We start from the raw sequence: 12,338 nt of genomic DNA, 5'->3' as shown, positions 1-12,338 counted from the left end.
GAACGAAGATCGCTAACCGCACGCCTCGACTTATTACGTCCAGGAGAACGCGCACTTCTTCCCTTGACCCGCTAATGGCCGAGCCACACGATCACTTCAAGAAGGCATGCGTTTGACCAGCAACAAGACCCCACCGGCAGCCGAAACACGGCGTGCGAGCCAACCCTCCGCCCACTCAGGTGCGAGAGGTCGTCGTATGCGGGAATAGGTCATGAATGGGCGCGGTCGGCAATTCTCGGCGCACCATTTTGAGGGTGCTGGATTCAGGGGGTCAGGACGCCCCGGCCGGACGGTGAGTGCGCGCCGCGGCGGGCCTCGTCGCCGCAGTGGCGGCAGATCACCATGGGGCTGACCGTGTGGCCGCAGGAATGCCGCCAGCGGACGGGCGGATCGTCCGGATGCAGGTGCCGGTCGCCCCACGCCATCAGCACGAGGAGGACGTCGCACAGCTCCACCCCGGCCCGCGTCAGGTGGTACTCGTAGCGGGCCGGGTGGTCGCTGTAGCGCTCGCGGCGGACGATGCGGTTCGCCTCCAGCTTGCGGAGCCGGGACGTGAGGATGTCGCGGGACGCGCCCGTGTTCCGGACGATCTGGTCGAACCGCCGCACCCCGTAGCTCAGCTCGCGGACGACGAGCAGGCTCCAGCGCTCGCCGACCAGGTCCAGGGTGTCGGCGATGGAGCACTCGCGCGGCGCGGCGTCCTTCGGCATACGGGCAGCCTAACCGCCGTCAGAGCCGCTCGATGACGGTGGCGTTGGCCAGGCCGCCGGCCTCGCACATGGTCTGGAGGCCGAACCGTCCGCCCCGGTCTTCGAGGGCGTGCAGCAGCGTCGTCATGATGCGGGCGCCGCTGGCGCCGAGGGGGTGGCCGATCGCGATCGCGCCGCCGCGGACGTTGACGCGCGCCAGGTCCGCGCCGGTCTCGCGCTGCCAGGCGAGGACGACCGGGGCGAACGCCTCGTTCACCTCGAACAGGTCGACGTCGTCCAGCGTGAGGCCGCCGCGCTTCAGGACCTTCTCGGTCGCCGGGATGATCGCGGTGAGCATCAGCAGCGGGTCGTCGCCGGTGACGGCGAACGCGTGGAAGCGGGCGCGGGGGCGCAGGCCGAGGCGTTCGGCGACGTCCGCGCCCATGACGAGCACGGCCGCGGCGCCGTCGTTGATCGGCGAGGCGTTGCCGGCGGTGATCTTCCAGCCGATCTCGGGGAACCGCTCGGCCGTCCGCTCGTCGTAGTAGGCCGGCCTGAGCCCGGCGAGGACCTCCGGCGAGGTGTCCGGACGGACGGTCTCGTCCCGCTGCCCCGGCCAGGCGACCTCGCGGTCGAACTCGCCGTTCTTCCACGCCTCGGCGGCGCGGCGGTGCGACTCGTGGGCGTAGGCGTCCAGGTCCTCGCGCGGCAGGTCCCAGCGGGCGGCGATCAGCTCGGCGCTGATGCCCTGGCCGACGAGCCCGCCGGGGTAGCGCTCGGCGAGCATCGGCCCGAACGGGTCGCTGCCGGGCAGGACGCTCGATCCCATCGGAACGCGGGACATCGACTCGACGCCGCACGCGATCGCGATGTCGTACGCGCCGCTCTGCACGCCCTGCGCGGCGATGTGCAGAGCCTGCTGGGACGAGCCGCACTGCCGGTCGACCGTCATGGCCGGGACGCTCTCGGGGAACCCGGCGGCGAGGACGGCCGTGCGGGTGATGTTGAGCGCCTGGTCGCCCACCTGGGTGACGACGCCGCCGATGACGTCGTCGACCTGCGCGGGGTCGAGGCCGGCGCGCTCGACGAGCTTCTGGAGCGTCCGCGCGAGGAGGTCGGCGGGGTGGTCGTCGTGCAGCGTCCCGTTCGGCTTGCCCTTGCCGAGCGGCGTGCGCACCGCCTCCACGATCACCGCGTCCCGCATGATCCCCACCTCCGTCTGTTTTTCCAACTCACTCTCGCAGTATCCGATCAGTAAGTTGGAAAACACAACCCACGAGGGTGGTGGCCCCGCTCACACGACGAACCCGGGGGCCGCGGCGTATCGCCGCGACCCCCGGGTCATCGGGCCGCTCAGCGGGAGGGGCCCATGCTGTGGTCCGTCTGTTCCCTCCGTACGTCGAAGCGCCCCTCGGCGGAGCCGCCCGGAAGTGCAGGATCGGACAAGCGCTGCCTCCTCATGGCCTCGACGTCAGGTTCTCTTCGGACATTAGCCCTGCAAGCCGCCATAGGCCCTCAAACAACTTCAAAAGGCCCGTAACGATTGGCGGCTCAGACGACGGTCGGGGGCTGCTCCTTCCGCACCAGGCGCAGCCGCACCACCGTGGGCACCGAGTCGCGTTCGAGCGCGGCGCACAGCCGCGGCACGCTCTCCTCCTCGATGCGCCGGCGCAGCTCGGCGGCGTCCGCGCGCTGCCCGTACGCGACGTTCAGCCGCAGCTCGGGACGCCTGGACGAGCCGATCAGCCGGGCCCGCGCCTTCCGCACGCCCGGGTACTCCCCGATCTCGTCCTCGATCGCGCCCGTGACGGCCTTCGCCGACAGCCGCGTCCCGCCCGCGTCGGCGTCCGGCTCCAGCGCGAGGCCCGCCATCTTGCCGGACCGCCCCTGCGCGAGCAGCCACGCCAGCCCCAGCAGCGCCAGGACGACCGCCGCAGCGGCGAGCGCGGGCCAGAACCAGCCGCGCTCGTCGGCGAAGCGGCGCACCTCGCCGGAGAGCACGGGCGCGGAGGCCCGTCCGTCCCCGAAGGCGCCCAGGCCACGGGCGAGGCCCGCGCCCCCGGCCGCGGCCAGGACGGCGCCGAGCAGCGTCAGCCCGGTGCGGTTGAGGTGCGCGGGACGCCGGTCCATCACCGGTCCCCCTTCTTCATCCGCACCGAGACCCGCCGGGCGGGCAGCGGCTCGAGCCGGTCGAGCCGTTCACGGACGGCGTCCGCGACGCCCTCGTCCAGCCCCTCGGGCTCGTGCACGGGCGTCTCCGCGACGACCTTCACCCGGCGGCGGCGCAGCCGTACCCGGCGCACCCGCGACACGCCTGGCGCGTCCTCAGCGGCCGCGGCGACGGCGCCCTTCAGCCCGCGCCGGCTCACCCCCATCATCACGCTGGGATCCCGGCCGTGCAGCGGGACGATCCGCGACTTGCCGGGCAGCAGCGCGGCCAGGAGGCACAGCAGACCGGCCAGCGCGAGGGCGCCGAAGATCGCGAGCGCGTACCAGTCGTCCCACGCCGCGTCCTTCGCCCAGTCGTACGGGAACACGCGCGCCGGACGGTCGAACAGCGCCGAGATCACCTCGATCGCCGTGAGCGCCCCGGCGGCCGTCAGCAGCAGCGCGAACAGCATCGCGGGCCGCACCCGGCGCGAGCGGAACGCGTGCTTGGCCGCACGGTCGGCCTTCCGCGGCTCGTCCACGGGCGCACGCCGCACCGTCGCGGGACGCGCACCCGCCTGCGTGGTCACAGCACGGTCCTCTCGCCCGGGACGGGATGCTCCAGTTCGGCCACGTCGATGTCCACCTGCCGGACGGTGAAGCCCGTCAGCTCCGCCACCCGCCCCCGCACGCTCTCCCGCACCTGCCGCGCGACCTCGCGCACCGGCATCGGGTAGGTCACCGACATCGCCACACGGGCGGTGACGATGTCCCCGTTCACCCGCACCTCGGTGCGCGCCGGGCCGCGTCCGGGCACCGGCACCCGCAGGACCGTCCGGCCGAGCCCGCCGGACTCGTCGATCTCCTCCGCCGCCTTGGCCACGATCCGCGCCACCACCCGGTCACGGATGACCGTCCGCCCCCGCGGCGGGGCCGCGGCCTCGTGCTCGGTGCCGGTCATCGGGTCGGTACCGGTCATCGGGAGCGCCGGCCCGTGTTCATGGACGTGAAGAGCTGCTTGAGGTCCAGGTCGCCCTCGACGGCGCGGCCCGCGAGGAAGCCGAGCGCGCCCAGGAACAGGACGATGAAGAACGCGCCGAACCCGCCGAACGCGCCCGCGAATCCGAGCGCCGCGCCGAAGGACAGCCCGACCAGGGGCCACAGCGGTCTCACGTCCATCCGGATCTCCCTCTCGGGCCGTCACCCATCGGCCAGGTCCGCGATCAGCACGTCGATCTTCCGGCGGCCCGCCAGCGGGCGGACCCGGCGGCGGACGTCCTCGGCGATGTCGGGGAGCGGCCGCCCGTAGCCGGCGACCACGCCGATCTCGATCTCGTCGTCGCGCACCGCGACGCCCGCCAGCGGGAGGCCCGCGCGGTAGGTCGCGATGCGGACGTGCGGCCCGGCCGTCAGGGTCCGCACGTCCGGGCAGGCCAGGGCCGCCTCGGCGACCTGGTCCGCCAGGTCGGTGCGGGGTTCCCGGTCGGAGGGCGCGTGCACCGTGTCCGTCCAGGCGATCATCGGACGCGGGGCTCCTCGTCCCGCTCCTCCGGCTCCTCGCCCGCGACGTGGACGTCGTCCACGGTGATGTTCACCTCGACGACCTCCAGCCCGCACATGTGCTCGACCTCGGAGATGACGTTGTCGCGCACCGCGCCCGCGAGGTCGGGGATGGACAGCCCGTACTCCACGACGAGGTCGATGTCGACGGCGGCCTGGCGCTCGCCGACCTGCACGTCCACGCCCTGGGTCGCGTCGGACGCCATGCCCGGCAGCCGCTCCTTCACCGAGCCGATCGTGCGGGACATGCCGGCGCCCATCTCGTGGACGCCGCCGACCTGCTTGGCGGCCATCGTCGCGACCTTGGCGACGACGGCGTCGGCGATCCTGGTACGGCCGCCGGAGGTGACGAGTTCGCTGGAGCCGCCGTCGGCGCCCCGCTTGCGCATCGTCCCGACACCGCCCCTGCCGGTGCCCGGCCCGTCGTCCTGGCTCATGATTCGGCTCCTTGCGGAGGGCCGGCCCTCCACGTCCCCGGTTCGCTCCCGCTCACGAGGTCTCCCACGCGTCGGCTGACGTCCGGTTCATGCTCACGCCCACGGCAGCGAACCGCCGTTTCGGAGAAAGAGCAGGTCAACGCCGGTTTACCCGCCGGGCCCCGCACCGGGACCGGCGGCCGAGCGGCCGGGGGCGGCCGGGGGCCGGCCGGAGGCGGCAGGGGGCTGGCCCTTGAACATCTCGCGCATCTTGCGGGCGGCGTCGCCGGGCTTCTTCTTCGGCTGGGGCTGGGGCTTGTCCTTGGCGGGCGGGCGCTTCTCGCGGTCCTGCCCGGTCGTCTCGGACTCTGCCTTCTCCGGCTTCTCGTTCACGACGACTCCCCCGATGTCGTTTCACCGTCGTCCCATGCGTACCCCGTCTACCCCGGATAGAAGCGCACTTCCGGGCGGCCCACCTGACCATAGTGGGGCCGGCGGCGGGCCAGGCCGTTCTCCGCGAGGTATTCGAGGTAGCGGCGGGCGGTCACGCGGGACACGCCGGTGAGGTCGGCGGCCGCGGCGGCGGACAGCCCGTCGGCGGCGCCGGCCAGCACCTCGGTGACGGCCTGGAGCGTCTCGCGGCTCATGCCCTTCGGCAGCGAGCGGTGGCCGGGGCTGCGGAGGGTGGCGAGCATGCCGTCCACGTCGGCCTGGCCGCTGACCTCGCCGGTGCCGACGGCCTGCTCCCGGAACCGCGCGTACCCGACGAGCTTGTCGCGCAGGGACGCGAACGTGAACGGCTTGAGCAGGTACTGGACGACGCCGACCGACACCGCGGAGCGGATCACGGCGAGGTCCCGCGCGGAGGTGACGGCGATGACGTCCACGTCGCTGCCGCCGGCGCGCAGCGCGCGGCACACCTTGAGGCCGTGGGTGTCGGGCAGGTAGAAGTCGAGCAGGACGACGTCGACGGGCGTCCGCTCGCAGAAGCGGAGGGCGTCCGCGCCGGAATGGACGACGCCGGCGACGCTGAACCCGGCGACGCGCTCGACGTAGGAGCGGTGCGCCTCCGCGGCGACGGGGTCGTCCTCGACGACGAGCACTCTGATCATCGGGACTCCAGGGGAAGTCGGACGGTGAAGATGGCGCCGCCGTCGTGGCCGACGTGGATGTCGCCGCGGTGCCGCCGGACGGCCTGCCCGACCAGGGCGAGGCCGAGCCCGTGGCCGACGGGGCCGCCGGACGTCTTGGTCGTCCAGCCGCGCCGGAACATCTCCGGCACGGCGGACGGGTCGACGCCGCGCCCGCTGTCCGCGACCTGCAGGACGAGTTCGCCGCCGTCCCGCCGTGCGCTGACGACCACGCGCGGCGGGCGGGTGCCGGCGCCCGCGAGCGCGGCGTCGACGGCGTTGTCGATGAGGTTGCCGAGGATGGTGACGAGGTCGCGGGGCTCCACCAGCCCCTCGATGGTGGTGTCGTCGGTGACGACGAGCTCGACGCCGCGCTCCCCCGCCTCCGCCGACTTGCCGAGCAGCAGCGCGACCAGCACCGGCTCGGTCGCCGAGCCGACGACCCGGTCGGTGAGCCGCTGCGCGGTCGCGAGCTCGGCGGTGGCGAACTCGACGGCGTCGTCGGGACGGCCGAGCTCCACCAGCGACACCACCGTGTGCAGCCGGTTCGCGGCCTCGTGGGCCTGGGACCGCAGCGACTCGGCGAAGCCGCGGACGGTGTCGAGCTCGCCGGTCAGCCCCATCAGCTCGGTGTGGTCGCGGAGGGTGACCACGTTGCCCATCGCGCGGTCGTGCGACCGGACCGGCGAGGTGTTCACGACGAGGACGCGGGTGTCGCTGACATGGATCTCGTCCGCCCGCGGCTTGGCGGAGACGAAGGTGGAGACCAGCTCGTCCGACAGCCCGAGTTTCGCGACGGGCTGCCCGCGCGAGGCGTCGGTGAGGCCGAGCAGGTCGCGGGCGGCGTCGTTGCAGAGGACGATGCGTCCCGCCCGGTCCAGGAGGAGCAGGCCCTCGCGGACGGCGTGCAGGATCGCCTGGTAGTACTCGAACATCTCGCGCAGCTCGCCGGGCGCGGCGCCGCGGGTCTGCCGGCGGAGCCGCGCGGACACCAGGTAGCTGCAGCCGAGCCCGGCGGCGAGGACGGCCCCGGCGACGGCGACGACGTAGAGGAGCCGCTGCCGCAGCTCCGCCGAGATCACGCGGACGGTGATGCCGACCGAGACGAGCGCCACGACGCGGCGGTTCCCGTCGAGCACGGGCGTGACGGCGCGGACGGACGGGCCGAGCGTGCCGGTGTAGGTCTCGGTGAACGTCCGTCCGGCGAGCGCGGGCGCGGTGTTGCCGACGAAGTGCCCGCCGATCCGGGCCGGGTTCGGGTGGGTGTACCGGATCCCCGCCGGGCTCATGATCGTGATGAAGTCGACACCGGTGTCGCGGCGGATGCGCTCGGCGTACGGCTGCAGGAGCCTGCTCGGGTCCGGGGTGGCGAGCGCGGCCGGGATGTCCCGGGCATCCGCGATGGCCTTCGCGACCGCCTGCACCGTCTGCCTCGCGGCCTCGTCGGCGTGGCGCTCGGCGTCCAGGTAGGCGATGGTCGCGCCGGCGACGACCAGCAGGCCGACGATCGCGGCCTGCAGCACGAGCAGCTGCCGCGCCAGGCTCCAGCGGCCGGGCACCGTCCATGCGGGACGCCGCACTGTCGCACCTTTCGTCGCTCCACGCCGTGAACGAAATGTACACAAGCGTGACCATCGTTACCGGACGGCGCATAGTCACGGGTGCACAGATCTCCGCCCCTGACGTCCCATGCTCCAAACCTGCGAGCCCGTTTTCGCGCAGGCGTCCGCCGTGTGCATGCGCCCGCTCCGCCCGGCGCATGGACGCCTGCCAAGGCGCGGGCGCCCGTCCAGGATCCGCAGCCCCCGCAATAGCGGATCCGGACGGGCGCCGCTCCTTGCCTCACAGCCTGGGGCATCACGCGTCGTAGTACGCGCCGTACGCCGGGATGGCCGAGGCCGGCCCGGGCGAGTGCGACACAGAAACAAGTGCGACACGGAAACGGCCGTCACGCCGGAAAGCTCGGCGCGCGCGTCGCGCCGCAAGGGGCCCGGCGCGCGCGCCGTACCACCGGGCTTCGCAGACGCCCTCGCCGGAGGGGCGCACACCGCGTTATCAGGCGTCCGGGCCCGCGCGCAGCCGCCCGGTGTCAGAGTCACCCCGCTCCTGACACCGGGCGGCCCCTTCACCCGCGTTTCGAGGCGGGACGGAAGCGGATCACCACCGGCAGGTCCGGCATGCCGACCGCCTGCCGGTACCGCTCGACCGGGCCCGCGCCCAGCTCGCCGTACACCTCGCCGACGAGGGCGTCGCCCGCGAAGGCGACCCGCATGCGGAGCCGCGGCCGGGTGGCCGTGCCGGTGAGCCGGACGCGGGTGTCCTGGACGCCGGGCAGCTCCCGCGCGTCCCGGTTCAGCTCGTCGGCCGCGGTGCGGGCGGCGGCGCGGGTCTGCGCGTCCAGGTCCGGCCACCACCGGTGGACGAGCGCCCGGCACTGGAAGACCAGCCACAGCTGACCGGCGAGCGCCACGATCTCCGCGACGCCCGCGGCGACGGGCAGGAACCAGCCGCTGCCGTCGGCGAACCGCAGGAGGGCGGGGTCGAGCAGCGGCCTGCCGGACACGGCGAGGAGCGCGTCGAACGCGCCGAGCCCGGCGGCGAGGGCCGCGCCTCCGCAGAGCAGCAGCGCCGTCCCGGTCGCCGCGATCGCGATCCGCATGTCAGTCCTTCCGCCAGCCGAGCCGGACGTCGACGTCCGGGCGGCGCATCGGCTCGATGCGGTCGAGGCGCTCGTCGACGGCCTTCCCGACCAGCTCGGCGAGGTTCGCCGGGTTGCGGTAGTGGGTGGCCGCCCGGACGACGAACCGCCTGCGGAACAGGCCCCGGCGGCGGACGCGGGCGCGCTCGATGCCGTGGACGCCGAGCGCCGCGTCCGCCAGCGTGCGGCGCAGGGCGGCGCGTCCGAGGACGCCCGCCAGCCGCGGGTCGGACCCGGCCAGCGGCATGCCGCGGAGGCGTCCGGGCAGCGCGGCCAGCAGGAACGCCAGCCCGAGGACGGCGACCCCGGCGGCAGCGATCCGGACGTCCTGGTCGTTCCAGGTGCGCCCGCGCAGCGCGTCCGCGGCCTCGGCGACGCCCGGCACCGGGTGGACGCCGGACCCGAGCACCGCCGCCAGCAGCTCGATCGCGGCGACCCCGCCGACGGCGGTGACCAGCAGCGCGGCCGCGAACCCGGCGAGCGCGCGCCGGGGCCGGAACTCGCGGACGGCCAGCCGCCGCGCCCGCCGCTCGTTCCGCGCCTCCTCGATCACGTCCTTGTCAGCTGAATGCTGGACCAGGGTCTCGGTCATGGCCACCCCCGTGAGCCATCGGCACGTCCGACATCGTCACCCATGGTGAGGCATCGCCACGTGGAGTGAAACACGCCATGCCGACACCGTCCGGACGAAAGCGCAGGTCAGCCACTGGCAGGGGGTGGCGCCGGGTCAGCGGAAGACGACGGTGCGGTCCCCGTTGAGCAGGACGCGGTGCTCGGTGTGCCACCGGACGGCCCGCGCCAGCGCGAGGCATTCGACGTCGCGTCCCACGGCCACGAGCTTCTCCGGGCTGTGGGTGTGGTCGACGCGCGCGACCTCCTGCTCGATGATCGGGCCCTCGTCCAGGTCGGCGGTGACGTAGTGCGCGGTGGCGCCGATCAGCTTCACCCCGCGCGCGTGCGCCTGGTGGTAGGGGCGGGCGCCCTTGAAGCTCGGCAGGAACGAATGGTGGATGTTGATGATCGCGCCGGGCAGTTTGGCGCAGAAGTCGTCCGACAGGATCTGCATGTACCGGGCGAGGACGACCAGGTCGGCGCGGTAGTGCTCGACCAGCGTCAGGATCTCGGTCTCGTGCGCGGCCTTGCCGCCGGCCCCGGACCCGACCGGCAGGTGGTGGTAGTCGATCCCGTACGACTGGGTGAGGGGCCGCAGGTCCGGATGGTTGGACGCGACCGCGACGATCTCGATGTCGAGCAGCCCGGACCGCGTCCGGTAGAGCAGGTCGTTCAGGCAGTGCCCGCCCTTCGACACCATGATCAGGACGCGGGGCCGCTCGGCGAGCGCGTGCAGCCGCCACTGCAGCTCCAGCTCGGGCGCCAGGGACGCGAAGGCGCCGCGCAGCTCATCGGGGTCGGTGTCGTGCGGGGCCGCGAACTGGACCCGCATGAAGAACGTGCCGGAATCGGCGTCGCCGAACTGCTGGCTCTCAAGGATGTTGCACCCGCGCTCGGCCAGCAGCCCCGAGACGGCGGCGACGATGCCGGGCCGGTCGGGGCACGACAGGGTCAGCACATGTTCGTTCACGGTCTCATCTCTCGCACGGGAAGGCGGCAGGGAAGCGGCAGCTCAGAACGTCCCTCCGAGCTTACGCGCCACCCGCCCTCCACGGGCCTGAGCGCCGCGCGCCCGGCGGGAGAGACAACTCGGTAGTTACCGACAGTCAAACCTTACGTGAGAGGTTTTCACGTTAGACCTATACTGGCCGCGTGACGAGCATGAACCTCCGGGATCGCTACGACGCCGCGACGGCCGGGATCGAGGCGCCGTTCGCCGTCGTCGACCTGGCGGCCTTCCGCGCCAACGCCGCCGGCCTCGCCCGCCGCGCCGCCGGCAAGCCGATCCGGGTCGCGAGCAAGTCGGTGCGCTGCCGGGCCCTCCTGGAGGACGTCCTCGCCCTGGACGGCTTCGCCGGGATCATGGCGTTCACCCTCCCCGAGGCGCTCTGGCTGGCGCGGGAGGGCGTCAGCGACGACATCCTCGTCGCCTACCCCACCGCCGACCGGACCGCCGTCGCCGAGCTGGCCGCCGACCCCGCCGCCGCCCGCGCCATCACGCTCATGACCGACTCGCCGGAGCACCTCGACCTGATCGAGGACGCCGCGGGCGGCCGCCCGATCCGCGTCTGCGTCGACATCGACGCCTCGTACCGCCCCCTCGGCGGACGCGTCAGGATCGGCGCGCTGCGCTCCCCGCTCCGCACCCCGGCCCAGGTCGCCGCGTTCGCCGAGCGGGTGCTCAAGCGGCCGTCGCTCCACCTCGCCGGGCTGATGGCGTACGAGTCGCAGATCGCCGGCGTCGGGGACGTCCCGCCCGGACGGCCCGCCCGCAGCCGCGCCATCCGCGCCATGCAGCGGCGGTCCCGGATCGAGCTGGCCCGCCGCCGCGCCGCGATCGTCAAGGCCGTCCGGGCGCTGACGGACCTGGAGTTCGTCAACGGCGGCGGCACCGGCAGCGTCGAGACGACCGCCGCCGAACGCGCCGTCACCGAGATCGCGGCGGGCTCCGGCCTCTACCAGCCGCACCTGTTCGACCAGTACTCCAACTTCAGCGGGCGCCCCGCCGCGCTGTTCGCGCTGCCCGTCGTCCGGCGCCCCGCGCCCGGCGTCGCGACCTGCCTCGGCGGCGGCTACCTCGCGTCCGGGCCCGGCGACGCCGTCCGGCTCCCCCAGCCGTTCCTGCCGGCCGGCCTCGCCTACCACCGCGACGAGGGCGCGGGCGAGGTGCAGACGCCCCTGCTCGGACGCGCCGCCGACCTCCTGTCAGTCGGCGACCGCGTCTGGTTCCGGCACACCAAGGCCGGAGAACTGTGCGAACGCTTCGACGCCCTCCACCTGATCGACGACGACCGGATTGCCCGCACGGTCCCCACGTACCGAGGCGAAGGCCGCACCTTCCTGTAAAGGGTTCCAGGGGGCATAGGTTGGGGGCATGAGCGATGCTCCGATGATCAGTGTTCGCGGGGAGGCGGTGCTGGAGGCCGAGCCGGAGATCGCGCGGCTGTCGGTGCACGTCCAGTCGCAGGAGTCCGACCGGCGGACGGCCGTCGACCGGCTCACCGAGCGGAACCAGCGCTGCCTCGACCTGGTCAGGTCCTACGGCGAGGCCGTGGAGAAGCTGGAGACGGGCGGGCTGTCGATCACGCCGCTGCTGAAGTACAAGCGGCGCGAGGGCGACGTCCGCGCCTACCGCGGCACCGTCTGGATCAAGATCACGGTCAGCGACTTCGCCATCCTCGGCGAGCTGGTCACCCGGCTCGGCGACATGGAGCGCACCTACGTGGACGGCCCGGAGTGGGAGCTGCGGCGCGAGAGCGAGGTGTACGGGCGGGCGGCGCGGCAGGCCGCGCACGAGGCCGTCGAGCGCGCCCGCAGCTACGCCGACGCGCTCGGCTCCCGGCTGACCGGGCTGGTCGAGCTGTCGGACGAGGGCCTCGGCCGCCACCAGGACACCGGCGGCCCCGTCACGCTGGCCGCCGCGTACGGCGGCGTCGGCGGCGCCCCCGAGGAGCCCGAGCCGATCGACCTGGAGCCCGCGACGCAGATCGTCCGCGCCACCGTGGAGGCCCGGTTCACCGTGACGCCGCCCGACCTGGACGCGCGCTGACCCCGTCCCGCTGAACGGGGCGGGCCCGCCACCCGT

Annotated in this window: 16 protein-coding genes; 2 read left to right on the top strand and 14 right to left on the bottom strand. The window is 73.7% G+C overall.

Annotated elements, in window-relative coordinates; all coding sequences use genetic code 11:
• Window positions 1-263: 263 nt before the first annotated feature.
• The 14 genes from ACH35V_RS07385 to purU form a co-directional block, all read right to left on the bottom strand.
• Window positions 264-710, bottom strand: coding sequence for a winged helix-turn-helix transcriptional regulator (locus tag ACH35V_RS07385; protein WP_395970843.1), 447 nt, complete (start codon window positions 708-710; stop codon window positions 264-266).
• Between the two features lie 19 nt (window positions 711-729).
• A complete protein-coding gene (locus ACH35V_RS07380) occupies window positions 730-1,893 on the bottom strand; it encodes a thiolase family protein (RefSeq protein WP_395970842.1) in 1,164 nt (387 codons plus the stop codon).
• Window positions 1,894-2,240: 347 nt separating this feature from the next.
• Window positions 2,241-2,819 (bottom strand): alkaline shock response membrane anchor protein AmaP, encoded by a 579-nt coding sequence (locus ACH35V_RS07375; RefSeq protein ID WP_395970841.1) that lies wholly within the window; start codon window positions 2,817-2,819, stop codon window positions 2,241-2,243.
• Window positions 2,819-3,427, bottom strand: coding sequence for a DUF6286 domain-containing protein (locus ACH35V_RS07370; protein WP_395970840.1), 609 nt, complete (start codon window positions 3,425-3,427; stop codon window positions 2,819-2,821). The genes ACH35V_RS07375 and ACH35V_RS07370 overlap by 1 nt, the downstream gene beginning before the upstream one ends.
• On the bottom strand, window positions 3,424-3,816 hold the full coding sequence (locus ACH35V_RS07365) for an Asp23/Gls24 family envelope stress response protein (protein ID WP_395970839.1): 393 nt from the start codon (window positions 3,814-3,816) through the stop codon (window positions 3,424-3,426). Before ACH35V_RS07365 ends, ACH35V_RS07370 begins: the two co-directional genes overlap by 4 nt.
• Window positions 3,813-4,016 carry a hypothetical protein gene (locus ACH35V_RS07360; RefSeq protein WP_395970838.1) on the bottom strand — a complete coding sequence of 68 codons (204 nt, stop codon included), beginning with the start codon at window positions 4,014-4,016 and terminating at the stop codon, window positions 3,813-3,815. The genes ACH35V_RS07365 and ACH35V_RS07360 overlap by 4 nt, the downstream gene beginning before the upstream one ends.
• 21 nt (window positions 4,017-4,037) lie before the next feature.
• The gene (locus tag ACH35V_RS07355) at window positions 4,038-4,358 is read right to left on the bottom strand and encodes a hypothetical protein (RefSeq protein WP_395970837.1); all 321 of its coding nucleotides are present in this window, start codon (window positions 4,356-4,358) and stop codon (window positions 4,038-4,040) included.
• Complete coding sequence (locus ACH35V_RS07350) at window positions 4,355-4,834, bottom strand: Asp23/Gls24 family envelope stress response protein (RefSeq protein WP_395970836.1); 480 nt, start codon at window positions 4,832-4,834, stop codon at window positions 4,355-4,357. The genes ACH35V_RS07355 and ACH35V_RS07350 overlap by 4 nt, the downstream gene beginning before the upstream one ends.
• A 147-nt stretch (window positions 4,835-4,981) precedes the next feature.
• The gene (locus ACH35V_RS07345; RefSeq protein ID WP_395970835.1) at window positions 4,982-5,206 is read right to left on the bottom strand and encodes a hypothetical protein; all 225 of its coding nucleotides are present in this window, start codon (window positions 5,204-5,206) and stop codon (window positions 4,982-4,984) included.
• A gap of 47 nt (window positions 5,207-5,253) precedes the next feature.
• Entirely contained in the window at window positions 5,254-5,925 is a 672-nt protein-coding gene (locus tag ACH35V_RS07340) for a response regulator (RefSeq protein ID WP_131964924.1), read from the bottom strand.
• Complete coding sequence (locus tag ACH35V_RS07335; RefSeq protein WP_395970834.1) at window positions 5,922-7,523, bottom strand: ATP-binding protein; 1,602 nt, start codon at window positions 7,521-7,523, stop codon at window positions 5,922-5,924. Before ACH35V_RS07335 ends, ACH35V_RS07340 begins: the two co-directional genes overlap by 4 nt.
• A 545-nt stretch (window positions 7,524-8,068) precedes the next feature.
• On the bottom strand, window positions 8,069-8,602 hold the full coding sequence (locus tag ACH35V_RS07330) for a hypothetical protein (protein WP_395970833.1): 534 nt from the start codon (window positions 8,600-8,602) through the stop codon (window positions 8,069-8,071).
• 1 nt (window position 8,603) lies between these two features.
• On the bottom strand, window positions 8,604-9,233 hold the full coding sequence (locus tag ACH35V_RS07325; protein ID WP_395970832.1) for a DUF6286 domain-containing protein: 630 nt from the start codon (window positions 9,231-9,233) through the stop codon (window positions 8,604-8,606).
• A 135-nt stretch (window positions 9,234-9,368) separates the two neighbouring features.
• Window positions 9,369-10,223, bottom strand: a complete 855-nt coding sequence (purU, locus tag ACH35V_RS07320) for a formyltetrahydrofolate deformylase (protein ID WP_395970831.1) — start codon at window positions 10,221-10,223, stop codon at window positions 9,369-9,371.
• A 191-nt stretch (window positions 10,224-10,414) separates the two neighbouring features.
• Between purU and ACH35V_RS07315 the strand changes: the two genes are divergently transcribed.
• Window positions 10,415-11,599: an amino acid deaminase/aldolase gene (locus ACH35V_RS07315; protein ID WP_395971146.1), complete on the top strand. Its 1,185-nt coding sequence runs from the start codon at window positions 10,415-10,417 to the stop codon at window positions 11,597-11,599.
• Window positions 11,600-11,627: 28 nt separating this feature from the next.
• Window positions 11,628-12,302: an SIMPL domain-containing protein gene (locus ACH35V_RS07310; protein ID WP_395970830.1), complete on the top strand. Its 675-nt coding sequence runs from the start codon at window positions 11,628-11,630 to the stop codon at window positions 12,300-12,302.
• Window positions 12,303-12,338: the final 36 nt, after the last annotated feature.

Source organism: Actinomadura sp. 1N219, assembly GCF_044326405.1.
Classification (GTDB): domain Bacteria; phylum Actinomycetota; class Actinomycetes; order Streptosporangiales; family Streptosporangiaceae; genus Spirillospora.
The sequence above is the reverse complement of the archived record's forward strand: the minus strand, read 5'-3'. Positions and strand labels throughout refer to the sequence as shown.

Bases quoted from the DNA above. Each gene is read 5' to 3' on its own strand.
- ACH35V_RS07375 (WP_395970841.1), bottom strand. From the start codon at position 2,819: ATGGACCGGCGTCCCGCGCACCTCAACCGCACCGGGCTGACGCTGCTC.
- ACH35V_RS07360 (WP_395970838.1), bottom strand. From the start codon at position 4,016: ATGGACGTGAGACCGCTGTGGCCCCTGGTCGGGCTGTCCTTCGGCGCG.
- ACH35V_RS07365 (WP_395970839.1), bottom strand. From the start codon at position 3,816: ATGACCGGTACCGACCCGATGACCGGCACCGAGCACGAGGCCGCGGCC.
- ACH35V_RS07350 (WP_395970836.1), bottom strand. From the start codon at position 4,834: ATGAGCCAGGACGACGGGCCGGGCACCGGCAGGGGCGGTGTCGGGACG.
- ACH35V_RS07380 (WP_395970842.1), bottom strand. From the start codon at position 1,893: ATGCGGGACGCGGTGATCGTGGAGGCGGTGCGCACGCCGCTCGGCAAG.
- ACH35V_RS07330 (WP_395970833.1), bottom strand. From the start codon at position 8,602: ATGCGGATCGCGATCGCGGCGACCGGGACGGCGCTGCTGCTCTGCGGA.
- ACH35V_RS07310 (WP_395970830.1), top strand. From the start codon at position 11,628: ATGAGCGATGCTCCGATGATCAGTGTTCGCGGGGAGGCGGTGCTGGAG.
- ACH35V_RS07315 (WP_395971146.1), top strand. From the start codon at position 10,415: ATGAACCTCCGGGATCGCTACGACGCCGCGACGGCCGGGATCGAGGCG.
- ACH35V_RS07385 (WP_395970843.1), bottom strand. From the start codon at position 710: ATGCCGAAGGACGCCGCGCCGCGCGAGTGCTCCATCGCCGACACCCTG.
- ACH35V_RS07325 (WP_395970832.1), bottom strand. From the start codon at position 9,233: ATGACCGAGACCCTGGTCCAGCATTCAGCTGACAAGGACGTGATCGAG.
- ACH35V_RS07340 (WP_131964924.1), bottom strand. From the start codon at position 5,925: ATGATCAGAGTGCTCGTCGTCGAGGACGACCCCGTCGCCGCGGAGGCG.
- ACH35V_RS07355 (WP_395970837.1), bottom strand. From the start codon at position 4,358: ATGATCGCCTGGACGGACACGGTGCACGCGCCCTCCGACCGGGAACCC.